Annotated in this window: 20 protein-coding genes; 13 read left to right on the top strand and 7 right to left on the bottom strand. The window is 59.2% G+C overall.

The features are described 5' to 3' along the window. Nucleotides 1–6 precede the first annotated feature (6 nt). The 3 genes from QMK52_RS20650 to QMK52_RS20640 all read left to right on the top strand — a co-directional run bounded on the left by QMK52_RS20650 (nt 7) and on the right by QMK52_RS20640 (nt 5,414). On the top strand, nt 7–3,186 hold the full coding sequence (locus tag QMK52_RS20650) for an efflux RND transporter permease subunit (RefSeq protein WP_005788492.1): 3,180 nt from the start codon (nt 7–9) through the stop codon (nt 3,184–3,186). Next, complete coding sequence (locus QMK52_RS20645) at nt 3,183–4,598, top strand: efflux transporter outer membrane subunit (RefSeq protein WP_194438334.1); 1,416 nt, start codon at nt 3,183–3,185, stop codon at nt 4,596–4,598. Before QMK52_RS20650 ends, QMK52_RS20645 begins: the two co-directional genes overlap by 4 nt. 291 nt (nt 4,599–4,889) lie before the next feature. Further along, nucleotides 4,890–5,414 carry a hypothetical protein gene (locus QMK52_RS20640; RefSeq protein ID WP_194438335.1) on the top strand — a complete coding sequence of 175 codons (525 nt, stop codon included), beginning with the start codon at nt 4,890–4,892 and terminating at the stop codon, nt 5,412–5,414. Nucleotides 5,415–6,139: 725 nt separating this feature from the next. Here the strand turns inward: QMK52_RS20640 and QMK52_RS20635 are convergent. Beyond that, nucleotides 6,140–7,159, bottom strand: coding sequence for an AraC family transcriptional regulator (locus QMK52_RS20635; protein WP_320403327.1), 1,020 nt, complete (start codon nt 7,157–7,159; stop codon nt 6,140–6,142). 168 nt (nt 7,160–7,327) lie between these two features. Here QMK52_RS20635 and efeU point away from each other — a divergent pair, with 168 nt between their 5' ends. Genes efeU through efeO (QMK52_RS20615) form a run of 4 tightly spaced genes read left to right on the top strand, consistent with a single transcriptional unit; the run spans nt 7,328 to nt 11,547 of the window. After that, the gene (gene efeU / locus QMK52_RS20630; RefSeq protein WP_005788495.1) at nt 7,328–8,173 is read left to right on the top strand and encodes an iron uptake transporter permease EfeU; all 846 of its coding nucleotides are present in this window, start codon (nt 7,328–7,330) and stop codon (nt 8,171–8,173) included. A 10-nt stretch (nt 8,174–8,183) separates the two neighbouring features. Beyond that, the gene (gene efeO, locus QMK52_RS20625; protein ID WP_005788496.1) at nt 8,184–9,386 is read left to right on the top strand and encodes an iron uptake system protein EfeO; all 1,203 of its coding nucleotides are present in this window, start codon (nt 8,184–8,186) and stop codon (nt 9,384–9,386) included. Nucleotides 9,387–9,399: 13 nt separating this feature from the next. Further along, nucleotides 9,400–10,704 carry an iron uptake transporter deferrochelatase/peroxidase subunit gene (gene efeB / locus QMK52_RS20620; RefSeq protein ID WP_320403326.1) on the top strand — a complete coding sequence of 435 codons (1,305 nt, stop codon included), beginning with the start codon at nt 9,400–9,402 and terminating at the stop codon, nt 10,702–10,704. Nucleotides 10,705–10,728: 24 nt separating this feature from the next. Further along, nucleotides 10,729–11,547: an iron uptake system protein EfeO gene (gene efeO, locus QMK52_RS20615; RefSeq protein WP_122734208.1), complete on the top strand. Its 819-nt coding sequence runs from the start codon at nt 10,729–10,731 to the stop codon at nt 11,545–11,547. Nucleotides 11,548–11,618: 71 nt separating this feature from the next. Here efeO (QMK52_RS20615) and pssA read toward each other — a convergent pair whose 3' ends face one another. Beyond that, nucleotides 11,619–12,962 (bottom strand): CDP-diacylglycerol--serine O-phosphatidyltransferase, encoded by a 1,344-nt coding sequence (gene pssA, locus QMK52_RS20610; RefSeq protein WP_194438340.1) that lies wholly within the window; start codon nt 12,960–12,962, stop codon nt 11,619–11,621. A gap of 125 nt (nt 12,963–13,087) precedes the next feature. Here pssA and QMK52_RS20605 point away from each other — a divergent pair, with 125 nt between their 5' ends. Together QMK52_RS20605 and QMK52_RS20600 are read left to right on the top strand one after the other, a co-directional pair. Then, on the top strand, nt 13,088–13,639 hold the full coding sequence (locus QMK52_RS20605) for a TetR/AcrR family transcriptional regulator (protein WP_005788500.1): 552 nt from the start codon (nt 13,088–13,090) through the stop codon (nt 13,637–13,639). 56 nt (nt 13,640–13,695) lie between these two features. Next, entirely contained in the window at nt 13,696–14,175 is a 480-nt protein-coding gene (locus QMK52_RS20600; RefSeq protein WP_005788501.1) for a DUF1348 family protein, read from the top strand. Between the two features lie 62 nt (nt 14,176–14,237). Here QMK52_RS20600 and QMK52_RS20595 read toward each other — a convergent pair whose 3' ends face one another. Together QMK52_RS20595 and QMK52_RS20590 are read right to left on the bottom strand one after the other, a co-directional pair. Further along, nucleotides 14,238–15,395, bottom strand: a complete 1,158-nt coding sequence (locus QMK52_RS20595; protein ID WP_320403325.1) for a PQQ-dependent sugar dehydrogenase — start codon at nt 15,393–15,395, stop codon at nt 14,238–14,240. 12 nt (nt 15,396–15,407) lie between these two features. After that, nucleotides 15,408–15,722 carry a hypothetical protein gene (locus QMK52_RS20590; RefSeq protein WP_122734200.1) on the bottom strand — a complete coding sequence of 105 codons (315 nt, stop codon included), beginning with the start codon at nt 15,720–15,722 and terminating at the stop codon, nt 15,408–15,410. A 184-nt stretch (nt 15,723–15,906) separates the two neighbouring features. Here QMK52_RS20590 and QMK52_RS20585 point away from each other — a divergent pair, with 184 nt between their 5' ends. Then, nucleotides 15,907–16,746 (top strand): Ku protein, encoded by an 840-nt coding sequence (locus QMK52_RS20585; RefSeq protein WP_005788504.1) that lies wholly within the window; start codon nt 15,907–15,909, stop codon nt 16,744–16,746. Nucleotides 16,747–16,770: 24 nt separating this feature from the next. After that, a complete protein-coding gene (gene ligD, locus QMK52_RS20580) occupies nt 16,771–19,290 on the top strand; it encodes a DNA ligase D (protein WP_320403324.1) in 2,520 nt (839 codons plus the stop codon). Between the two features lie 19 nt (nt 19,291–19,309). On the opposite strand, the gene lpxO is transcribed toward ligD, so the two are convergent. Both lpxO and QMK52_RS20570 read right to left on the bottom strand, forming a co-directional pair. Continuing rightward, complete coding sequence (gene lpxO, locus QMK52_RS20575; RefSeq protein ID WP_005788506.1) at nt 19,310–20,209, bottom strand: lipid A hydroxylase LpxO; 900 nt, start codon at nt 20,207–20,209, stop codon at nt 19,310–19,312. Between the two features lie 264 nt (nt 20,210–20,473). Next, nucleotides 20,474–21,811 carry an LPS O-antigen chain length determinant protein WzzB gene (locus tag QMK52_RS20570; protein WP_005788507.1) on the bottom strand — a complete coding sequence of 446 codons (1,338 nt, stop codon included), beginning with the start codon at nt 21,809–21,811 and terminating at the stop codon, nt 20,474–20,476. Nucleotides 21,812–22,150: 339 nt separating this feature from the next. Here QMK52_RS20570 and QMK52_RS20565 point away from each other — a divergent pair, with 339 nt between their 5' ends. Then, entirely contained in the window at nt 22,151–22,537 is a 387-nt protein-coding gene (locus tag QMK52_RS20565; protein WP_005788508.1) for a TIGR03067 domain-containing protein, read from the top strand. 139 nt (nt 22,538–22,676) lie between these two features. On the opposite strand, the gene QMK52_RS20560 is transcribed toward QMK52_RS20565, so the two are convergent. Beyond that, on the bottom strand, nt 22,677–23,489 hold the full coding sequence (locus QMK52_RS20560) for a class I SAM-dependent methyltransferase (protein ID WP_005788509.1): 813 nt from the start codon (nt 23,487–23,489) through the stop codon (nt 22,677–22,679). A 154-nt stretch (nt 23,490–23,643) separates the two neighbouring features. On the opposite strand from QMK52_RS20560, the gene QMK52_RS20555 reads away from it, so the two are divergent. Beyond that, a complete protein-coding gene (locus QMK52_RS20555; protein WP_320403323.1) occupies nt 23,644–24,879 on the top strand; it encodes an MFS transporter in 1,236 nt (411 codons plus the stop codon). The last annotated feature ends 4 nt before the right edge of the window (nt 24,880–24,883 follow it).

Below are 24,883 nucleotides of genomic sequence, written 5' to 3'. Positions count from 1 at the left end.
CTCAAGATGAATTTTTCCAAGTTCTTCATTTCGCGGCCGATCTTCGCAGCGGTGCTGTCGCTGTTGATCCTGATCGCGGGTGCAATCTCGCTGTTCCAACTGCCGATCAGCGAATACCCGGAAGTGGTGCCGCCGACTGTGGTGGTACGCGCCAACTTCCCGGGTGCCAACCCCAAAGTCATCGGCGAAACCGTGGCCGCACCGCTGGAGCAGGCCATCACGGGTGTCGAGAACATGCTGTACATGTCCTCGCAGTCCACCGCCGACGGCAAACTGACCCTGACTATCACCTTCGCCCTGGGCACCGACCTGGACAACGCGCAGGTGCAGGTGCAAAACCGTGTGACGCGGACTCAGCCAAAGCTGCCTGAGGAAGTGACACGCATCGGTATCACCGTGGACAAGGCTTCCCCCGACCTGACCATGGTGGTGCACTTGACCTCCCCGGATCAGCGTTACGACATGCTGTACCTGTCCAACTACGCGATCCTCAACATCAAGGACGAACTGGCCCGTTTGGGTGGCGTCGGCGACGTGCAGCTGTTCGGCATGGGTGACTACTCCCTGCGTGTTTGGCTGGATCCGAACAAGACCGCCTCGCGCAACCTGACCGCCACCGATGTAGTCACGGCGATCCGCGAGCAGAACCGCCAGGTGGCTGCCGGTGCCCTGGGCGCCCAGCCTGCGCCGAGTGACACCAGCTTCCAGTTGTCGGTCAATACCCAAGGCCGCCTGGTCACCGAGGAAGAGTTCGAGAACATCGTGATTCGTGCCGGCGCCAACGGTGAAATCACGCGCCTCAAAGACATCGCCCGGGTCGAGCTGGGCTCCAGCCAATACGCGCTGCGCTCGTTGATCGATAACCAGCCCGCCGTTGCGATTCCGATTTTCCAGCGTCCCGGCTCCAATGCCATCGACATCTCCAATGATGTGCGCAGCAAGATGGCCGAGCTTAAAAAGAGCTTTCCGGCGGGGATGGATTACCGCATCGCCTATGACCCGACCATCTTTGTACGCGGCTCTATCGAAGCGGTGGTACACACCCTGTTCGAAGCACTGATCCTCGTGGTGCTGGTGGTGATCCTGTTCCTGCAGACCTGGCGCGCCTCGATCATTCCATTGGTGGCGGTGCCGGTGTCCTTGATCGGTACATTTGCGGTGATGCACCTGTTCGGGTTCTCGCTCAATGCCCTGTCATTGTTCGGCCTGGTACTGGCCATCGGTATCGTGGTGGACGACGCCATCGTGGTGGTGGAGAACGTCGAACGTAATATCGAGCTGGGCCTGGAACCGTTCCCGGCTACCGAAAAAGCCATGAGTGAGGTCACCGGTCCGATCATCGCCACCGCGCTGGTGCTGTGTGCGGTGTTTATCCCGGCCGCCTTTATCAGTGGCTTGACCGGGCAGTTCTACAAGCAGTTCGCCTTGACCATTGCGATCTCGACCGTGATCTCGGCGTTTAACTCACTGACGCTGTCCCCTGCCCTGGCCGCCGTGTTGCTGCGCGGTCACGATGCGCCGAAGGATCGCTTCTCGAAGTTCCTCGACAAACTCTTCGGTGGCTGGCTGTTCCGTCCATTCAACCGCTTTTTCGAAAAGGCCAGCCATGGCTACGTGGGTACCGTACGCCGAGTGATTCGCGGCAGTGGTATTGCCCTGTTCGTATACGCCGGCCTGATGGTGCTGACATTCTTCGGGTTTGCTCACACCCCGACCGGTTTCGTACCGGCCCAGGACAAGCAATACCTGGTGGCCTTCGCCCAACTGCCCGACGCTGCAAGCCTGGACCGCACCGAAAACGTAATGAAGCGCATGTCGGAGATCGCCCTTAAACAACCCGGTGTAGAAGCCGCGATTGCCTTCCCGGGTCTGTCGATCAACGGCTTCACCAACAGCCCGAACAGCGGCATCGTGTTCGTGACCTTGAAGCCCTTTGATGAGCGTAAAGACGCGAGCATGTCCGCCGGTGCAATTGCCGGTGCACTGAACGGCCAATACGCCAACATTGAAGAAGCCTACATGGCGATCTTCCCGCCTCCGCCGGTACAAGGCCTGGGCACCATCGGCGGGTTCCGCCTGCAGATCGAAGACCGTGGCAACCTCGGCTATGACGAGCTGTACAAAGAAGTCCAGAACGTGATTGCCAAAAGTCACAGCGTGCCTGAACTGTTCGGCCTGTTCACCAGCTACACAGTGAACGTGCCGCAAGTCGACGCCGCCATCGACCGCGAAAAGGCCAAGACCCACGGCGTGGCGATCAGCGACATCTTCGATACGCTGCAGGTCTACTTGGGCTCGTTGTATGCCAACGACTTCAACCGCTTCGGGCGTACCTACCAGGTCAACGTGCAGGCCGAGCAGCAGTTCCGTCAGGACTCCGACCAGATCGGCCAGCTGAAAGTGCGTAACAACAAAGGCGAGATGATCCCCTTGGCGACCTTTATCAAGGTCAGCGACACCTCGGGCCCGGACCGCGTGATGCACTACAACGGCTTTATCACCGCTGAAATCAACGGCAACGCCGCACCGGGCTACAGCTCTGGCCAGGCCCAGGCTGCGATTGAAAAGCTGTTGAAGGATGAACTGCCCAACGGCATGACTTATGAGTGGACTGACCTGACCTATCAGCAAATCCTCTCGGGCAATACCGCGCTGTTCGTGTTCCCGCTCTGCGTGCTGCTGGCGTTCCTGGTACTGGCCGCCCAATACGAAAGCTGGAGCCTGCCGCTGGCGGTGATCCTGATTGTCCCGATGACGCTGCTGTCGGCCATTACCGGGGTGATCATCTCGGGCGGCGACAACAACATCTTCACCCAGATTGGCCTGATCGTACTGGTGGGCCTGGCCTGCAAGAACGCGATTCTGATCGTCGAGTTCGCCAAGGATAAACAAGCGGAGGGCCTCGACCCGCTGGCTGCGGTACTGGAAGCCTGCCGCCTGCGTCTGCGGCCGATCCTGATGACCTCGTTCGCGTTCATCATGGGTGTGGTGCCGTTGGTATTGTCCAGCGGTGCGGGTGCCGAGATGCGCCATGCCATGGGTGTGGCGGTGTTCTCCGGGATGATCGGTGTGACCTTCTTCGGTCTGTTGCTGACGCCAGTGTTCTACGTACTGATCCGTCGCTATGTTGAGCGCCAGCAAGCGCGCAAAGCGGCCAAGGCCTTGAAGCTGGAGACACAGCAATGAGTGTGAAAGTATTCCTGCCGAGCTTGCTGGTACTGGCGCTCGCCGCCTGTGCCGTAGGCCCGGACTACAAGACCCAGCAACTGGAGGCGGCCAACATCACGGCCGCCGCCGACAGCAAAAGCTACGACCATGCCAAATACGAAGGCATCTGGTGGCAGCAGTTCGAAGACCCGACGCTCAACCAACTGGTAACCCAGTCGCTGAGCGGTAACCGCGACCTGCGCGTAGCCTTTGCCCGCCTGCGGGCGGCACGGGCTATCCGTGATGACGCGGCCAACGACATCATGCCAGTGGTCACCTCCCGCGCCAGCAGCGATGTGGGCAAGGGCCAGATCCCCGGCCAGACCACCAAGCGTGTCAACAGCGAGCGCTACGACCTGGGCCTGGACATGGCCTGGGAAGTGGATTTGTTCGGGCGCATCCGCCGCAACCTGGAAGCTAGCGACGCTGACCAACAGGTGGCCGAAGCCGATCTGTACCAACTGCAAGTCACCATGATCGCCGAACTGGTGGATGCCTATGGCCAACTGCGCGGGGCGCAACTGCGTGAACGCATCGCCCTGGACAACCTGAAGAACCAGCAGGAATCACGCACCATCACCGTCAGCCTGCGCGATGCCGGCGTGGGTGATCAACTCGACGTCGAGCGTGCCGACGCACGCCTGGCGGCGGTGGAAGCCAGCGTGCCGCAACTGCAAGCCGAACAAGTGCGCGAGCGCAATCGCATCGCCACCCTCCTCGGCCAGCGCCCCGACAAGCTGAGCGTGGACCTGAGCCCCAAAGACCTGCCGGCAATCGCCAAGGCCCTGCCGATTGGCGACCCGGGGCAATTGCTGCAACGGCGCCCGGACATCCTCAGCGCCGAACGCAAGCTGGCCGCCGCCACCGCGCGTATCGGCGTGGCCAAGGCCGACCTGTTCCCACGGGTCAGCCTCAGCGGCTTCCTCGGCTTTACCGCCGGACGTGGTTCGCAGATCGGCTCGGCTGCAGCGAATGCCTGGTCCCTGGGCCCGAGCATTACCTGGGCCGCGTTTGACCTGGGCAGTGTGCGTGCGCGTTTGCGCGGTGCGAATGCCGAGGCCGACGGCGCCCTGGCAACCTACGAGCAGCAAGTGCTGCTGGCCCTGGAAGAGTCCGAGAACGCCTTCAGCGATTACGGCAAGCGTCAGCAACGCCTGGTCTCGCTGATCCGCCAAAGCGAATCCAGCCGCGCCGCCGCCGACCTCGCCGCGATCCGCTACCGCGAAGGCACCGTGGACTTCCTGGTACTGCTCGACGCCCAGCGCGAACGCCTGGCCGCAGAGGACTCCCAGGCCCAGGCCGAAGTGGATCTGTATCGCGGCATTGTGGCGATCTACAAGGCGTTGGGTGGTGGCTGGCAACCGGATGCGGTGGTGGCCAGCAGCAAGTGAGGTAAAGAGCTCCTTTGGTTGGTCGCATCCAGCCAATTTTTAGCCCTGCGATCCATTCGGTCGCGGGGCTTTTTTTTGTCAGGACTTCCTAAAATGTTGAACGTTATTTCTGTAAGCCAATTAGGAAGTCCTTCGTAGGTAATTTCCTAGTACTGCGCTATACCTGGCTTCCAGGTTTTAATACGTCAGAAACAACAGTGCATTTTCATGTAGGCAAGCGGTACACCCACGTTAAAGTAATTGGCGCACGTGTCGACAACCAAGTGCCACTTACTAATGGAGGAAGGCGACATGGCTATCATGTTGACTGCTGAGCAGATGAGGCATACCAAGGCAACTAACGCTTACGTTATTAAAAATCCTGAACAAATAACGAATGAATTCACAATCACTGAGGAGTCCGTAGCAGCTGACACACTAAATCTTGGTGAAACAAAAAAAATCGCCGACCTGAAAGAATATTTAAAGGGCTTTGACATGACAGCCATAAGCTCAGATGACCTCAGAAAAGTAGCGCGACGATTATTCGACGATGAAATGATAGATATACATGCATTTGTAATATTCGCCGAAGGCAATTTGGCGAGTGGTGCAGATGGTCTTCCTACAGAAACAGACGTCAAATTCAACGCCATCGCTTTGTTTAATGAGCGGCTTGAGGACTACAATGATTTCCTTGAAAATAATCCTGCAGACGTGAAAGAAGATACTTTGAGGTGGCGGCGTGGGATGATAGATGCCAATCACGCGATAGGCGCATTGACCTACTTCGTCAACTCTTCCAGAAGTGATTTAAAGATTCATGAGCAAGCTTGAATCCAAGTCGTTTGGGCAGTGCGCTAAGGAGGATCTTAACGCACTGCCATTGCAGGCCTTCAGCGGCCGTATTTGGCGGTGCCTGAGTAGGATTTCACATCAGGGTCGGAATTGAACATAGCGACTCGATAGGTACCAAACGATCCAGAGTATGAAGCGCTGCTCCCAAAGCTTGTCGCAACAGATTGCCAAGAGGCTCCCAACTGCTTTTGGATAATCAACTGTGGCGCCCGCCCTCCTCCCGTGGAAGCTGAGGCATCAATAGTCGCACCCGCACATCCATTCGCGGAAGTTATTGTGAACGGGCCATACACAGTCGTTTCGACACCAGGTGGCAAAAGCCCGCTATAGCTATCACTTATATACAGACACAAGGCCGACACCTGAGCAGACAAAAGCATTAACGCGAGACACGGCAACGCAATAAGACCTTTCATGATCTCACCTCAAATCAGAAAATAGTAAATAAATACCCACTCGAAATATCTGATCTTTTATTTCCCCATAAGCGCACCTCGCAGTTAAGCAACGGCTGCCAGCACATGACACTCGATATCAGCCCAGCAGATATAAAGCACCCACTAATGCGGGTAGGAACACGTTGCTTACAGTGCACGAAATCAAGCGCTAAATATGCCAGCCACGTCCTAAAATATCGAAGGAGCGTTCTGTCATACTTGGGTGAAGGAATAAGTGAGAATTGTCCTAATCCCGCATGACGGAAGTTAGAGTCGACTCGAGTCGCTCAAAATCAAACTCCGATAATGCCCCGGATTCGACCCCGCCCACTTGCGAAACGCCTTGTAGAACGAACTCGCATCGGCAAACCCCAGCCGCGTGGCAATCTCGGCAAAGCTGATCTGCGGTTCAGCCAGCCACACAATCGCCAGTTCTTTGCGCACACTGTCTTTGAGGCCCTGATAAGTCTGCCCTTCTTCCGCCAGGCGCCGACGCAGGGTGGACGCAGAAATACATAGCCTGGCGGCAAGGCCCTCCGTTTCCGGCCAGGTGTCGGGAGGCATCTGCCGAAGGTCGTGCTTGATGCGTGTGGCGAGGCTTTCAGGGTCGCGGTATTTGACCAGGATGTTGGCTGGTGCATGGGCCAGAAAACGTTGGAGCTCCTGCTGACTGCGTTTGATCGGCAGGTCCAGGCAGTCGGCAGAAAAGATCATGCGGGTACGGGGTCGATCAAAGCGCAGGTTGTCGGAAAACATTACCTGGTAATCGTCACAGAAGTCCGGCTGCGCGCAACGCAGCTCAATGGCCAGGATCGGGATGCGACGCCCCGCCAGCCAGCACGCAACGCCGTGGACGATCATCCAATAAGTGAAATAGGTGAACGCACGCTTGGGCTCATCGGGTTCGAGCAGGACGATCTCCGCCAGGCTCTGTTGGCGAACCAACTGGGCCGGCATGTGCTCCAGCATCAACGACAGAAACCCCAGGCCGGTTTCCAGGCCCGCCGCCAGGCTCGGTTGCGCCATGGCGGCGCGACACAGAAACGCCAAACTGCCGGATTTGAGTGCGCGCGGGTCCATGCCAAAAAACTCGTCATCCCTGCGCCGCGCCAGCAAACGCCAAAGGCGCGCATAGGCCGTGGCCGGGACACGGGCATGGGGCTGCTCAAGCAATGCAGGGTCAATCCCGACTTTGCTCAATGCCTCGACAGTGGCCGCACCAGGCGCACAGCTCTGCAACAGCGCTTCGCGCACTAGGTGGATGGAGATGGTGTCTTTTTCCGACATGGGATGTTGAGTTATCCGACTGCAAACCAGGTGGCCTGCATCATAAGGGCGGTCGCGCTTCGCCACCACTGTTCAGCCCTCGTTCAGCAAAGGTCAATATTTCTTGTTTAGCAATGAGTATCATTATGTTACAACTTAGCTTCCTAACTAGTTACGCCCTGGTGCCCGATGCTCGTTCCTTTTTTAATCATGCTGCGCGAAGGCATTGAAGCCGCCTTGATCGTTGGCATCATCGCCAGTTACCTGCAGCAGACCGGCCGTGGCCAGTGGATGCCTGCGGTGTGGATTGGCGTATTCCTGGCCGCGGCCCTCGCCTTGCTGGTCGGTGGCGGCCTTGAGTTGGTCAGCGCCGAATTCCCGCAAAAGCAGCAGGAACTGTTCGAAGGGATCGTAGGGCTTGTCGCCGTGGGTATCCTCAGTTCCATGGTGTTCTGGATGCGCAAAGTGGCGCGGTCAATCAAACACGCTCTGCATGAGTCTCTCGACCATGCCCTGGCCGGCTCCCGGAACCAGGTTTTCGCGCTGATCGCCATGGTGTTTTTTGCCGTGGCCCGCGAAGGGCTGGAGACGGTGTTCTTTCTGCTGGCGGTGTTTCAGCAGAGCGAAGGTATGGGCGCACCGATAGGTGCCCTGCTCGGCCTGACCCTGGCCATTGTCGTAGGCTTTCTTATCTACTCCGGCAGCATGCGCCTGAACCTCGGCGCGTTTTTTCGCTGGACCGGCCTGTTCATCCTGGTGGTGGCGGCCGGCATTCTCGCCAATTCAGTGCAAGCCCTGCATGAGGCCGGTGTGTGGAACCACTGGCAAACCGTGCTGTTCGATTTCAGCGCAGCGCTGCCCATGGACAGCCCGTTGGGCTCGGTACTGGCCGGCATGTTCGGTTATCAGGAGGCGCCGACCGTCAGCACCCTGGGTGCCTATGTGATTTACCTGGTGGTGGCTCTGGTGATGTTCTTCCTGCCCTCGGCCCCCGCCAAGCCTGTCGCCACGACTTCTTCCGTTTCCAGCCAGTAAGGACCGTCTCTTGTCCAACCCAACCCCTCAATCGGCCCCGCCATCCCGCGCCTTGCGCTGGGGTGTGGCCGGCTCGGTGGTGGTGATGATCGCCGCCGGTGGCCTGTTCTACTACGCCTCGCAATTGGCCGCGACCAAACGCCAGACCAACCACAATGAAATCGCAGTCACGATTCACAGCCACGCCTGCGAGCCCAACGCCCTCACCGTGCCGGCCGGGCGCGCAAGCTTTCGTATCATCAACCGCTCCGACCGTGCGGTGGAGTGGGAAATCCTCGACGGTGTGCTGGTGGTCGAGGAACGGGAAAACATTGCCCCAGGCCTGAGCCAGGTGATCAACGCCAACCTGTTGCCCGGTGACTACGCCATCACCTGTGGCCTGTTGAGCAACCCGCGTGGCACCTTGCATGTCACACCCACCGCGGAGTCCGACGCCCAGGCCAAGGCCAAGCCGTCGATGGTGGCGTTTATCGGCCCGTTGTCGGAGTTCCGTGTGTACTTGAGCGGCCAGAGCGGTGCGCTGATCAAGGCGGTGACGGCGCTGCAACAGGCTATCGACGCCGGTGATCTGGCCCAGGCGCAGGCCCTGTATGTGCCGGCCCGAGAGGCATATCAGCGCCTGGCGCCTGCCTCTCAACGCCTGGCCGAATTGGATAACGCAATCAACGCCCGCGCCGACTACTTTGAAAAGCGCGAGCAGGACCCTGCCTTTAGCGGCTTCCATCGCCTCGAATACAGCCTGTTCCAGCAACACAGTCTCGACGGCCTGGCGCCGGTCGCGCAACGCCTGGTGGCCGACGTCACCACGCTCAAGCAACAGTTGCTGGCGCAATCGCTGCCCCCAGAGCAATTGGTGAGCATTGTGGTGCGCAACCTCAACAGCCTGGCGGATGTACGTGCCCGCAGTGGTGAAGAGGAGCGCTACAGCCATATTGATCTGAACGGCTTTGCCGCCAACCTGGACGTCGCTCGTAAAGTGGTCGACTTGATGCGCCCGCTACTGGGCAAGTCCGCAGCCGGCTTGCTGCCCGATATCGACAGCGCGCTGAATGCCTTCGACGCCGAACTCGCTGCATTCAAAGTCGGCAATACCTACAGCACGTACGACAGCATCAGCGCCGATCAGCGCCAGCAGATCGCCGACAAGGCCAAGGCACTGGCCGCCGCACTCGATGGAATCGACCCCGCCCTTGGCCTTTCCGGCCTGCAGTGAGACGAACGCATACATGAGTGATTCAGAACAGCTAAACCTTGCGCGCCGCCGCGTCCTGCTGGGCATGGCGGCCACCGGCGCGGCCATCGCCGGCAGCACCTTGACCTGCCCGGCCATGGCCGCAGCGGCCGAGCAAGTCACCAGCGCTCCGCGCAGCGACAGGACCCACGACCACCAGGCTTTTTTCGGTCAGCATCAGAGCGGCATTGTCACCCCGCGCCCGGCCTGCGGCATGGTGGTGGCCTTCGACGTACTGGCTAGCGACCGCGAGGACCTCGAACGTTTGTTCCGCACCCTGAACGAGCGTATCGCGTTCCTGATGAGCGGCGGCACCGTGCCACAGGTCGACCCGAAACTGCCACCCACCGACTCCGGCATCCTTGGCCCGGTGGTTACCCCAGATAACCTGACCATCACCGTGTCGGTCGGCGAATCGTTGTTCGATGAGCGCTTCGGCCTCAGCACCGTCAAACCCAAGCGCCTGAGCCGCATGGTGGGTTTCCCCAACGATGCACTGGAGCCGGCGCAGTGCCACGGCGACCTGAGCCTGCAGTTCAGTTCCAACACGCCCGATACCAACATCCACGCCCTGCGCGATATCGTGAAAAACCTGCCTGACTTGCTGCTGGTGCGCTGGAAACAAGAAGGCAGCGTGCCGCCCCAGGCCCCGGCCAAACCCGGCGAACCGGCGCAGAGTGCGCGTAACTTCCTGGGTTTTCGCGACGGTTCGGCCAACCCCGACTCCAACGATGCCAAGGCCATGGACCAGATCGTCTGGGTGCAACCGAGCAGCGACGAACCCGCCTGGGCGGCCCATGGCAGTTACCAGGCCGTGCGTATCATCCGCAACTTTGTCGAGCGCTGGGATCGCACCCCACTGCAAGAACAGGAAAGCATCATCGGCCGCGTCAAACCCACCGGCGCACCCATGGATGGCCAGCATGAAACCCAGGTGCCGGACTACAGCAAAGACCCGCATGGCAAGTTGACCAAGCTCGATGCGCACATCCGCCTGGCCAACCCGCGCACCCCGCAGACCCAGGCCAACCTGATCCTGCGCCGGCCGTTCAACTACTCCAACGGCGTCAACAAAAACGGTCAACTGGACATGGGCCTGTTGTTCATCTGCTATCAGGCTGACCTGGAGAAAGGCTTTATCAGCGTGCAAACGCGGCTTAACGGCGAACCGCTGGAGGAATACCTCAAGCCGGTCGGCGGCGGGTATTTCTTCACCTTGCCCGGCGTCACCGGCCCTGAGGATTTCATCGGGCGCACACTGCTTGCTGCAACGCACTCAACCCCCCCTGCCAAGACCTGAAACACACCAGAGCGGAATGCCCCCATGAAGAAGTCGTCTATCGCGTTGTCGTTGTTAATGAGCCTTGCGCCGCTGGCTGCCTTCGCTGCTACCGCGCCGCTCGACCTGGTAGGCCCGGTATCGGACTACAAGATCTACGTTACCGAGGAAATCGGCGAGCTGGTCACCCAGACCCAGGCGTTTACCGACGCCATCAATAAAGGTGACCTGGCCACCGCCAAGAAGCTCTATGCGCCGACCCGCGTGCACTATGAAGCCATCGAGCCGATCGCCGAGCTGTTCAGCGACCTCGACGCGTCCATCGATTCGCGTGTCGATGACCATGAAAAAGGTGTGACGGCCGAAGACTTCACCGGCTTTCACCGGATTGAATACGCGCTGTTCGCGCAAAACTCGACCAAGGGTCTGGAAGCACTGACCGCCAAGCTCAATACCGATGTAAACGATCTCAAGACGCGGGTCGATGGCCTGACCTTCCCCCCGGAAAAAGTCGTCGGCGGCGCTGCGGCGCTGTTGGAGGAAGTCGCCGCCACCAAGATCTCCGGCGAAGAAGACCGCTACAGCCATACCGACCTGTATGACTTCCAGGGCAACATCGACGGTGCGAAGAAAATCGTCGATCTGTTCCGTGGCCAGATCGGACAGCAGGACCAGGCGTTCCTGGCCAAGGTCGATAAAAACTTCGCCACCGTGGACAAGATCCTGGCCAAGTACAAGACCCAGGATGGCGGCTTTGAAACCTACGACAAGGTCAAGGACAACGACCGCAAGGCCCTGGTGGGCCCGGTCAACACCCTGGCTGAAGACTTGTCGATGCTGCGCGGCAAGCTGGGTTTGAATTAAAGGCGACCTGCAAAAAAACACCCAGGCCCTGTTGAGGGGCCTGGGTGTTTTTTTTGCCTGCGGGATAACGGCTACAAAATGCGGTACAGCAAACGCTCAATACGCACTCGGCTGACCCGACGCAGGAATTTCCCCACTGCCGGCGGGTAATCAACCAACGTCTGCAATTGCTGGTAGCCCTGGATACGCGTGGTGTGCTGGAAGATCTGCGCCAGCTCGGTACGCCGCGGCTCCAGCCATTGGCCCTTGGGGTCGTCGATCAGCAAGCCGTTTTCCAGATCGAGGCGAAATGCCCTGGGGTTGAGGTTGTTGCCGGTCAGCAAGGTATAGCGCTGGTCAACCCACATGCCCTTAAGGTGGTAGGTGTTGTCGCCATCGCGCCACAGGTGCAGGTTCAACTGGCCGCTGTCGATCATCGGCTGGTGACGCTTGGCAAAGCGCCGCAGGCTGATCTCATACAGATAAGGCAAGGCCGCGATCACCTTGAACGGCTCGCTGGGCGGAATATAGAAGTCGTTGGCCGTCTTGTCGCCGACCACGATGTCGATCTTCACCCCACGCGCCAGGGCGCGGTTGATCTCGCGGGTCACCGGCAACGGCAGGTTGAAATACGGCGTGCAGATGGTCAACTGCTGTTGGGCGCTGGCGATCAGCTCCAGAATGACCCGGCTCAGTGGGTTGTTCTTGCCGACGCCGAGCAACGGGCTCACCGAGAGGTGACCATTGGGCAACTGCCCGGCCGTGGTGTCATAGGCCGCGTGCTTGAGACGGCTGCGCAGGTCGCCGATATCGTTGCGCAGGCTGCGGGTGGTCGGCGGGTTGGGCAGGTCCAGGCGGTGCACGGCCTTGGATGCCACCAGGCCGTGCTCGATCAGGTGTTGCATCGAATCGGCCAGCACCTGGCTGTGGATCAGGTGGTAACGATCGAAGCGGTACTTGTCGAACTTGTGCAAATACACATTGTTGAGGCTGGCGCCGCTGTACAGCACGCTGTCATCGATCACAAAGCCCTTGAGGTGCAATACGCCAAACAGCTCGCGGGTTTGCACCGGCACGCCATACACCGGCACTTCGCTGGCGTGGCTTTGCGTCATGGCCTGGTACCAGGCGCTGTTGCCCGGCTGCTTGCCGGCGCCAATCAAACCACGCTGGGCGCGCAACCAGTCGACCATCACCACGATGTCCAACTCCGGCCGTGCCGCCTTGGCGGCGTGCAGCGCGTCGTAGATCTCCTGCCCCGCTTCGTCGTGCTGCAAGTACAAGGCGACGATGTAGATGCGACGCGTTGCCTGGGAGATTTTTTCCAGCAGGCAGCGACGATAGGCATCGGCGCCCGACAGCACCTCGATGGCCTCCGGGGACAGCGGGAAACCGCGTAGTTTGGGCAACAGGGAGCGTTTGAAGAACGACGGCATAGGGCTCGCAATGGGTCGAATCCGAAGAGGTCCAGAGCTTACACCATGGGACTGCTCAGGTCTCGCCGTACGGCATGGAAAAAAGCCGGTTGACCAAGAAGAACGATCGTTCTACTGTAATAAGCATGAACGACATAACCCGCGACATTATCCTCGACGTCACCGAAAAGCTGATCTATCGCCATGGCATCGCCGCCACTGGCATGGACTTGCTGGTAAAAACCGCTGGCGTGTCGAGAAAAAGCATCTATCGCTATTTCGCCAACAAGGACGAGCTGGTGATTGCCGCCCTGCAGCGCCGCGACGAACGCTGGATGCAGTGGCTGCGCAGCGAAGTGGAACGCAGCGACAACAGCGGCGAGCGCCTGCTGGCGCTGTTCAGCGCCCTGAAAAGCTGGTTCGGTTCCGCGGATTTTCGTGGCTGCGCCTTTATCAATACCAGTGGCGAAACCGGCAACGCTCAAGATCCGGTGCGCCTGCTGGCCAAGGCCCATAAACACAAACTGTTCGAGTACGCACTTGAACTGTGTCAAGCACATGGCACCCCCGACCCGCAACAGCAGGCCGCGCAACTGCTGATCCTGATCGATGGCGCCATTACCGTTGCCCTGATCATGGGTGATTCAACAGCTGCCGATAATGCGCAATGCATGGCGCGAACGTTATTGGGACTTTGAATTCTCGGAATTGGCAACTTCTATCATTCAACCCTATTGTTTTCAGGAGCCACCCCATGTCAGTCAATGCACAAGCCCGCCCGCCCCTACCGCCCTTTACTCGCGAGTCGGCCATCGAAAAAGTTCGCCTGGCCGAAGACGGCTGGAACTCCCGCGACCCAGAACGGGTTTCCCTGGCCTACACCCTGGACACCCAGTGGCGTAACCGCGCCGAATTCGCCCACAACCGCGAAGAAGCCAGGCAGTTCCTGAGCCGTAAATGGGCCAGGGAACTGGAGTATCGATTGATCAAGGAGTTGTGGGCGTTCACCGGCAACCGCATCGCCGTGCGCTATGCCTATGAGTGGCATGACGACTCCGGCAACTGGTTTCGTTCCTACGGAAATGAAAACTGGGAGTTCGATGAAAACGGCCTGATGGCCAACCGCTTTGCCTGCATCAACGATAAGCCGATCCAGGAAAGCGAACGCAAGTTCCACTGGCCGCTGGGGCGTCGCCCGGATGATCACCCGGGCTTGTCAGACCTAGGCCTGTAGCTCTCTTACCCTCTGTAGGAGCGAGCTTGCTCGCTCCTACAAAAAGCGATTACCGAAAGGCATCAGTCCTGATTCAGCCCGACCCGATACAACACGCCATTATCCTCATCCGTCAGCACATACAGAAACCCATCCGGCCCCTGCCGCACGTCACGAATTCGCGCTTTCAACTCGCCCAGCAAACGTTCCTCGTGAACGACCCTGTCACCCTCGAACTGCAACCGAATCAACTCCTGAGTGCCCAGCGCACCGATAAACAGGTTGTGCTGCCACACCTTGAACCGGTCGGCGTCGTAGAACGCCATACCGCTGATGGCCGGGGACTTCTCCCAGACATGGTGGGGCTGCACCGTGCCTTCTGCCGTTTTGCCCTTGGCTTCGGGAATCGGTAGCAGGGAGTAGTTGATGCCGTGGGTCGCCAGCGGCCAGCCGTAGTTCTTGCCGCGCTCGATGATGTTCACTTCATCGCCCCCACGCGGCCCGTGCTCGTTTTCCCAGATCGTACCGCTCCACGGGTTCAGCGCCAGGCCCTGTGGGTTACGCTGGCCGTAGGACCAGATCTCGGGACGTACACCGGGTTGGCCGACGAAGGGGTTGTCATCCGGTACGCGGCCATCTGGATAGATGCGCACAACTTTGCCTTGCAGCTTGTCCAGGTCCTGGGCGGTCGGTCGGTCGTTGTTCTCGCCCAGGGTCACGAACAGATAGCCGTCACGATCGAACGCCAGGCGCGAGCCGAAGTGGTTGCCGGTAGACAGCTTGGGCTCCTGGCGCAGGATCACCTTGAAGTTCTCCAGGCCGCTCATGTCAGCAGACAGGCGCCCGCGCCCCACAGCGGTTCCGGCTTTGCCATCCTGCCCGCCGCCTTCGGCGTACGACAGGTAGACCATACGGTCCTGCTTGAAGTCTGGTGACAACACCACATCCAGTAACCCGCCCTGCCCCTTGGCCCACACTTGTGGTACCCCTTTCAACGGAGCGGAAAGCTTACCGTCGGGGCCGACAAATCGCAGGTGCCCGGGAAGCTCGGTCACCAGGAAGCCCTGCCGATCGGGTAGAAACGCCAGCGCCCAGGGATGATCCAGGCCTTTGGCGATCGGCGTGACGGTGATGCTGCCTTGCTCGCTGGGGAATTGCTGACTATCGGCGGCATAAACGGTGGTCAGCGGCAGCAGTGTGGCGGCACATACAGCCGCTAGCAGAGTTTTGCGTAGAAACATAAGGCGAAGTCCTTACCGGCGATTGCCGTTGGCATCATAGGTGGGTGCTTTGGTTTCGGTGGCCGGGCGACTGGGAGCGACGTCGCGCTTGGGATAGGTATTGCCGATTCCACGGTTCTCCACGGTCGGCCGAGGGCCGGTGGGCGCAGTCTGGATACCGCCGGCTGCAGGTGCGTTGGGCTGAGTGCCCTGCATGCTATTGGGGTTGGCCCGGTGAATCTGGCTGTTATTGGTGTCGTATTGGCCCGGCAGGTTTTGCGCCTGGGCCCAAGGCGCCAAGGCCAGGCCCAGCGCAAGTACTGCAAGATAACGTACATAAGCATTCATGACGGAGCCTCTCTATGCCGAGTACTACGTGCTTTCGATAACACGCTACGCCATGGGTTCGGCTTGCGACACTAAATAGTTTCTCATCAGGTGTAACACGATCTGTCCGAGCATCTGCCCGCCGAAACTTTTGCCGCGCCCTGCGAGTCACCAGAACAGGCTCACTTTTTAAGGAATCGGAGTTATGCCACGGGCAATCTGGAAAGGCGCTATCAGTTTCGGGCTGGTTCATATCCCGGTGTCGCTGGTCTCGGCGACATCTTCCCAAGGCGTTGATTTCGACTGGCTGGACAAACGCAGCATGGACCCGGTCGGCTACAAGCGCATCAACAAAACCACGGGCAAGGAAGTCACCAAGGAACATATCGTCAAGGGCGTCGCCTTTGAGAAGGGTCGCTATGTAGTGCTCAGCGAAGATGAAATTCGCTCGGCCCATCCGAAATCGACCCAGACCATTGAGATCATCGCGTTTGTCGCCGCTGACCAGATCCCCCTGCAAAACATCGACACGCCCTACTTCCTGGCGCCGGACAAACGCGGCGGCAAGGTCTATGCACTGCTGCGCGAAACCCTGAAGAAAACCGGCAAGGTCGCCCTGGCCAATGTGGTGCTGCATACCAAACAGCACTTGGCCGCGTTGATGCCGCTCGAATCGGCCCTGGTACTGGTGATGCTGCGCTGGCCCGCAGAAGTGCGCAGCCTGGACGAGCTGGAACTCGGTGCCGATGTAACCAAACCGACCCTGGCCAAGGGTGAGTTGGACATGGCCAAGCGCCTGGTGGAAGACATGAGCGCAGACTGGCAACCCGACGAGTACCGCGACAGCTTTCAGGACAAGATCATGGCGCTGGTGGCGAAAAAGGCCAAGGCCGGCAAGATCGAAGACGTGGAGTCGAGCCAAGACAGCGAAGAGCGCAAATCCGCCGACGTTATCGACCTGACCGAACTGCTTAAACGCAGCCTGGCGGGCAAACCCGCGGCGAAAAAGCCCGCCGCGAAGAAATCCAACAAAAAGGCCTCTTGAGCCTGCCATTGAGTGGAGCGCGACATGGCAAAGCCCCTGAGCGAATACAACCGCAAACGCGATTTCAAGATCACCGCTGAACCCGCCGGCAGCTCACCCGCCAGCAAGCGGAAAGCCTCGGCGCTGAGCTTTGTGATTCAAAAGCATGATGCGCGCAACCTGCATTATGACTTTCGCCTGGAACTCGATGGCGTGCTGTTGAGCTGGGCGGTGCCCAAGGGCCCGAGCCTAGACCCAAGCCAGAAGCGCCTGGCGGTCCACGTTGAAGACCACCCCCTGAGCTATGGCGGTTTCGAGGGCAGCATTCCAGCCGGCCAATATGGCGCAGGCGATGTGATTGTGTGGGACCGAGGTATCTGGCAGCCCCATGATGAGCCGCGCGAAGCCTATGCGGCCGGCAAGCTCAAGTTCACGCTGGTGGGCGAAAAACTCGCTGGGGATTGGACCCTGGTACGCACCCGACTCAAGGGCAGTGGCGACAAGGAGCAGTGGCTGCTGATCAAGGAAAAAGACCAGCAGGCACGCCCCGCTTCTGAATACGATATTGTCGACGCCAAGCCTGCCAGCGTGCTCAGCGATGCGGTGGTCGGCACGCCCAAGGCCAGGGCCCCAGTCAAAAAAAAGCCAGCGCCAAAGGCCAAGGCCCGCACGCAAGCGAGCGCCATGCCCGACGAATTTGCCCCGCAATTGGCGACCTTGGTCGATCGCGCACCCGAGGGCGATTGGCGCTACGAGATCAAGTTCGACGGTTATCGCATTCTCGCGCGCATCCATGACGGTGAAGTGCGCCTGTTCACTCGCAACGGCCACGACTGGACCGAACGCCTGCCGCGCCAGGCCAAAGCCTTGCAAGCCCTCAAGCTCAAGGACAGCTGGCTGGATGGCGAAGTGGTCAGCCTCAACGGCGACGGCTTGCCGAATTTTCAGGCATTGCAGAATGCCTTCGATATCGGCCGCAGCCTGGACATCGTCTATTACCTGTTTGATGCCCCCTTCCTGAACGGCCGTGATCAACGCGAAGATCCGGTCGAGGAGCGTCGGGCTGCGCTTAAAGCTGCGCTCGCCGGCAGCAAAAGCAAACTGCTGCGTTTCTCCGAAGCCTTTGCCGCCAACCACCGCGATATTTTCGAAAGTGCCTGCGACCTGGCGCTCGAAGGCGTGATCGGCAAGCGTGTAGGCAGCCCCTATGTGTCCCGCCGCAGTGCTGACTGGATCAAGCTCAAATGCCGCCTTCGCCAGGAGTTCGTGATTGTGGGCTACACCCGCCCTCAGGGTTCGCGCAGCGGGTTTGGCGCGTTGCTGCTGGCGGTCAACGATGAAACCGGGCTGGTATATGCCGGGCGTGTGGGCACCGGATTTGATCAGGCCACGTTGAAATCCATCTACGCCAAGCTCACGCCGCTGGAGCGCAAGGACTCGCCCTTGCATAAGCCTTTGACCAGCACCCAGGCCCGTGGCGTGCATTGGGTCGAGCCGCGCCTGGTGGGTGAAGTGCAATTCGCCGAATGGACGCGTGAAGGCGTGGTGCGCCAGGCCGCCTTTGTGGGGCTGCGCACTGATAAGCCTGCGTCGCAGATCATTCATGAACAGCCGCGTGCGGCAAAGTCGGTCAATGCCTCGAAGACGCAGAAAACCGATAAAGCCGACACAGCGGTGAAGAACGTGAAAATCACCCACCCCGATCGCATTATCGACAAGCACAGTGGCACGCAAAAACAGCAATTGGCGCAGTTCTACGCCGACATCAGCGAATGGATCCTGCCGTTCCTGCGCGGTCGTCCTGTGTCACTGCTGCGCGCGCCCGAAGGCATCGAAGGGGAGCAGTTTTTTCAGAAGCACTCCGAACGCCTGACAATTCCCCACATCAAGCAACTGGATCAGGCCCTGGATCCCGGTCATGCACGCCTGATGGAGGTAGACAGCGCAGAAGCGCTGGCCGGCGCCGTGCAAATGGGCACTGTCGAGTTGCATACCTGGGGCGCCACTACGGACAAGATTGAAACCCCTGACCTGTTCGTCCTGGACCTCGACCCGGACCCGGCCCTGCCTTGGAAATCCATGCTGGAAGCGGCCGAACTGACCCTGTCGGTGCTGGATGAGCTGGGCTTGCAAGCCTTCGTCAAGACCAGCGGCGGTAAAGGTCTGCACCTGATCGTGCCACTGGCCCGGCGTGATGGCTGGGACGCCGTCAAAGCATTCGCCAAGGCCATTGCCCAGTTTATGAGCCAGCAACTGCCCGAACGCTTTACCGCCACCAGCGGCCCTAAAAACCGTGTAGGCAAGATCTTTATCGACTACCTGCGCAACGCCCGTGGCGCCAGCACTGTGGCGGCATACTCCGTGCGTGCACGGCCGGGTCTGCCGGTATCGGTGCCGGTCAGTCGGGAAGAGTTGAAAGGGTTGTGTGGCGCCCAGCAGTGGACGGTGGCGAACCTGCATGAGCGTCTTCAGGGTTTGAAGGGCGACCCATGGGCCGGCTATGCCAATCGGCAGAAGATCAGCAAGAAGATGTGGGACAAGCTGGGCGCAAAACCACCGCAGTGATTCGCGCCCGACACAGGGTTCAGATAAGAATGAAGATCAGCGCCAGACCGGCAAAAATCGCCCATTTCTCCAGGTAGTAGCGAGTGCGGTTGCGCTTTTTGAGCTCCTTGCCGCGCAGGCGGATCTTGTACAAGCGGGTAAAGGCGCGGTTGAGGCCGCCGGTCTTGTCGCCATCATCATTGGGCGAGCCTGCAGCGGCCATTACATTGCGGCTGAACCAACGGTTGAATGCCGCCGCCCAGCGGTACTTCATCGGGCGTTCGATATCGCAGAACAGAATGATGCGGTTCTGCTGGGTGGTGTTTTCTGCGTAGTGAATGTAGGTCTCGTCGAACATCACCGGCTCGCCGTCGCGCCAGTAATAGCTCTCGCCATCCACATTGATGTAGCACCCTGGGTCGTTGGGGGTATCGAGCCCCAGGTGATACCGATAGGAGCCCGCGTACGGGTCACGGTGGCGCACCAGCTTGGAGCCCGGTGGCAGTTCGGCGAACATCGCGGCCTTGATCGAGCCAATCCCTTGCACCAACTCGGTGGTGCGCGGGCACAGCTTCATCGCCGATGGGTGGCTGTCGCCATACCACTTGAGGTAAAAGCGCTTCCAGCCCGACTTGAAAAACGAGTTGAAACCCACGTCGTTGTACTGATCCGAACGTTTGATCTCCCCGGCCCGCATCAGGTTCTGGCCTTCCTCGCGGATCTCTTGCCAATGTTCCTGCAAGGGGCTCAGGTCTGGAAAATCGCTGGGCGACAGATAGGGACGGCTGGGCTGCCTGGAGAACAAGTAGAGAAAACAGTTGATCGGCGCCAGGAACGTCGAGTGATCGCTAAGCTGGCGACCCAGCTTGTGTCGCACCCGACCACGCAGGTGTACATACGCAATGGAGGCAACGTAGAGAGCAACAATGATGAGTTTCAAGGGATTCGTCACAAGTCAGGGAGAGAACAGGCTGCTCCTGCGGGCCCACAACGGCCGAGGATGGATATGCAGCACCTGAAATCACAATTCACGTACAGGTGACACGGCCGGCTGGGCGACCTTGCGGCGTGTAACCATTGGCGGTTATTTAGCCATACTTTGTAACCAAAGGTTAACTAAGAATTGTGAAAAGCTGTCTACTGAGTGTGCTGGGGTGGGAACAGGCAGGCGTTCCCGCCCACCTGCTTAAAGGTTTTGCTGAAATTATTGCGGGGTGTCCTTAGTCTCGCGGCGGGGCAAACTGCCGTCTCCCAACGCCGTAAAGGGTACGGCCTGGCTACGACTGCGGATGAAGTAGCGAATGAGCGCGATCATGAGTCCCACCAACAGGCCACCCACCAGACTCAAAGCAATGATCAGCGATTTTTTCGGCTTGATCGGCGCCAGAGGCTCCTGGGCGCGACGGTCGATCGTCACCAGCTTGAGGTTGCTCATGTCGATGTTCAAGCCACGCAGCCTGGCGACTTCAGCGCGAAGCGGCTCGACGTCCTGCAGGAATATGTCCTCATTGCCGCGCTTGCGCAGCACCTCGACTTCGCGGTTGCTTTCGAGCAGTTGCAAATCCTTGCCGATCTCGGCAATTCGCGGGTTGGTGAAGTCATCGCTGGTGCGCTGTTGCAGCGCAGCGCGTTCGGCTTCCAGAGCTTCGGTGCCCATGAAGTACAGCGGGATCTTCTGATTGTTCACCTCTGTGCGCATGACCTGGCTCGACCCACTGCGCGTGGAGTCAGCCATGGAAGATGGCGTCGTCGGGGTGCGGATGCCCATGGACTTGGCAATAGAGATGGCTTCCGCCAGCTCGGCCAGGCGATTGGTACGCTCCATCTTCATCTGCAGGCGCAGCGCGCTGAGCTCATCCTGCAACTGGGCACGCTTGAGTCGGTCAGCCTCGAGCAACTTGGCGATCTTGGATTCCTTTTCCGTATCGTAGTTGTCACGGGCGGCGTTGATCTTGCCTTTGAGTTCGCTCAAGCGGTTATTGACGATCACCTTGAGGTCGGCACCCACCTGCTGACGCTCGGCAGCGATGGCGTAGTCTACAAAGCCGTTGAGAATCGCGACACCATCAACGTCTGTCGGGTATTGCAGTTCCAAGCGAATATAGCTGCTCAGCGAGTCTGATTTCTTCGGGTCCGGCAGGATCAGGTTGACAGAGTTTCGATTGAACGCCTCAAAGCTTTGCTCAAGGCTCTGCCCCGGCTTCTTGAACGCCTTGAACAATTCCTCGTGTTCCTTGAAAAATCCCAAGCGCGCCTCGTAAGAGTCTAACTGTGCTCCCACTTTCATCAGGGCATCAGCGGGAGGCAACTTATAGACTTCCGAACGGTTCAACGCATCCAGTTCGTTGATTGCCGCAGGCCGCAGCACACTGCTGACTTCATAAGTCTTGGGTGCCAGGAACGCGTACCCCGCCCCTAATACGCCCACCAGAAGCGTGCATCCGACTACCAGCTTTTTTTGTCGCCAGATGGCGTGAAACAATTCAAACAGATCAATTTCATCAGACGCTACGGAGGGCGGGAGCGGGGAAGTGCGATTCAAAATAAGAACACCTTAAAATAATACTAAAAGGCCATCATTCTCAGAAGCCTGAATGGCTTCAAAAATCAGGGACAACGCCCTGGATACGCCGGACCGGTGGCGATGTGACCACTTAGCCAGCCGAAATATCCCACATTCTCAAGGATTATTTCGGTTTTATATCGAGGAGTAGTACAAATGGCGCAGCCATTGTCGGACTTGCGCGCTTGCAAGCATAGTCAATAGAACATCAAAATGCTGTCAAATAGCTGTCTTCTAAAGAAAAAACTTATCCGCCTGCGTCGTGGTTGTGTACCTGATGCAACGGGGCGCTTCCCTGATCAGCAATAAGGAATTTGCATGCTGTCTGTTTCAACTCTCGATTTACGCGGCTTACAAGGCACCTGGGAGCAGACTGCCCTTGAAGACAGTGGCATCCTCAACCCCGCCGACGCCCACAGTGCGCCAGGGGCTATTACCACCATTACGGGCGATTGCTTCGAAGTGACCACCGTCAACGGTGATCGACTGCTGGCAGGGCGTTTTTTCCTGGATGCCAGTACCACGCCCAAAAGCATTACCTGGATTGACGCTATCGGCGATGACGCGGGCAAGCAGCTTCCCGCCAGTTACCGGCTCGACGGCGATGATTTCGTATTTATCGCAGCGGATGAAGGCATGCCCAGGCCCACCGTATTCAGCACCGGCCCTGGGCAAACCATGCGCACCTTCGTGCGGCGCTCGTGATCGGTGCGTTTATCCGATTTGATCACGGCATTTTCACACGTTCTTCACTTTCCGGCAGATAGGGTTACATATACCTACTCCAGTGAATCCCTTGGCCCGCCTCTCCTCGCGGGCTTTTTTTTGTGCGCTGTGAACTTGATCAGTCGTTACGTTTGGTCGCCGTCAGGGTAAAGCACAGGGGTAACTGCGCGACCTGATGCTCATATTGATCGTAAAGTTCTTCCCGGTTGGAATGCGGGTATTCCTGCAAGTGATCGATCTGAAGGTGTGCCGTGATTGCCCCGCTGACGACACTGCCCAGGGTGTGTACATACCAATAGGACGTCGGCCCGGCCTGCTCGCCCTGCCCTTCATAGACAATGGCCTCTTGCAAGACAAACGGCTCGCGCTGAAAGTAAGAACTGTCAGGCAACAGCGGGTTGGCGGCACGGGGGTCGAAAACCTCCAGGAATGGATGGGTTTCGTACACCACCAAAGTACCGCCTGGCTTCAGCACACTGGCAACATGCTTCATGAACAGCGCCACATCAGGCATCCAGCCCAGCACACCAATGGTCACCAAGGCGACATCGAACCGAGCATGTAACCGCTCGGGTAAATGGTGGATATCGGTCAATATGAATTCAGGGTTATGGGGCGAGACTGCCGCCAGTTCCAGAGCCTGCTCGATAAACGCCCGGGATTGATCGACCCCCACCACCGAGCGCGCGCCCAAGCCATACAATGACAGGGACTCGCGCCCGTTGTTGCAGCACAACTGCACGACGTCTTTGCCCGCCACACCTACCTCATGCAGCAACGCGGTGATAGTGGGGTCAAGGCAGGAAAAGTCAGGTTCGGCCACCGAGGCCAGTAGCTCCCTCCAGGTCGCCGTGTCTTTGTGCAACCGGGCCGATTCGTCCCAAGCGTTTTTATTGCTGGCAATCGCCTCTTGCGCTGAGGGCATGTCCATTGCGTCTCCAGAAAGTCAATACAGCGGGCTTAGGAACATAAGCCAAATATCTGCCAGATAAAACCCGCAGTACCAGCGAAACTTATAGCCAAGCCTACCGGTCATTAAGCCATCGCGTGTTCAGCCCTTGAACGCCGCTCTTGAAGGTCGCACTGTGGCCCATCATTCAGATCTGCGTACTGCCCTTTCCCTGGACAGCCTGAACTTCTTCCTCGCGGATGTTCGCGACGGTCTCGGGCCGTATCTGGCGATCTACCTGCTGGCGGTCCATAAATGGGACCCGGCCAGTATCGGCGTAGTCATGACCCTGGCCGGTATCGCCGCCTTGATCACCCAGGGCCCGGCGGGTGCGCTGATCGACCGAACCCGCAGCAAGCGCGCAGTCATCGCGATTGCCGCGCTGCTGGTCACTGGCAGCTGCCTGATACTGCCCTTCGTCAGTTCATTTGGCTGGGTGGCGCTGACCCAGGCCGCCAGCGCCGTTGCCGCATCGGTATTCGCCCCGGCCATTTCTGCCATCTCCCTTGGGATTACCGGCCCCCGTGCTTTCACTCGGCGTACCGGGCGCAACGAAACCTTCAACCACGCCGGCAACGCCGTGGCCGCACTGCTGGCCGGGGGCCTGGCGTATCTGTATGGGCCGGTGGTGGTGTTTTACCTGATGGCGTTTATGGCAGTCGCCAGTGTCATTGCGGTCAGTTGTGTTTCTGGCAAGGCGATTGATCATGAGGTAGCCCGTGGCTTCGATCCCGCCCATCACAGCGACCATGAGCAGCCATCGGGCCTGACCGTCTTGCTGGCCAACCGCCCGTTGCTGCTGTTCGCCGTGTGCTGCGCGCTGTTTCACCTGGCCAATGCCGCGATGCTGCCACTGGTCAGCCAGAAGCTGGCGCAGATCAACCTGCAGATGGCCACGCCCCTGACCTCAGCCTGCATTGTCGCCGCACAGTTGGTCATGGTCCCGATCGCCTGGCTGGTCGGGCTCAAGGCAGATATCTGGGGGCGCAAGCCGCTGTTGCTGGCCGGCTTTCTGATCCTGCCGCTGCGTGGCGTGCTGTATACCCTGTCCAGCGATCCGTATTGGCTGGTGGCGGTGCAGATGCTTGACGGTATCGGCGCGGGTATTTTCGGCGCGCTGTTCCCGGTCATCGTCAAGGACCTGACCCAAGGTACCGGGCGTTTCAATGTCAGTCTGGGCGCCCTTTCCACTGTGTTCGGCCTCGGCGCGGCGCTAAGCAGCAGCCTGGCCGGCTTCGTGGTGCAACAGGCCGGCTATAACGCAGCCTTTCTGACCTTGGCGGGCGTGGCGGGCGCGGCGTTGCTGCTGTTGTGGCTGGCGATGCCGGAAACCCTGGCAAAACCCAGTCTGCAGGTGCCGGTAATGGGCTGAAGCA

Origin of the sequence: Pseudomonas sp. P9_2 (assembly GCF_034008255.1) — a bacterium.
GTDB lineage: Bacteria > Pseudomonadota > Gammaproteobacteria > Pseudomonadales > Pseudomonadaceae > Aquipseudomonas > Aquipseudomonas synxantha_A.
Note: the sequence above shows the minus strand (reverse complement) of the source record. Positions and strands in the feature narration are given on the sequence as shown.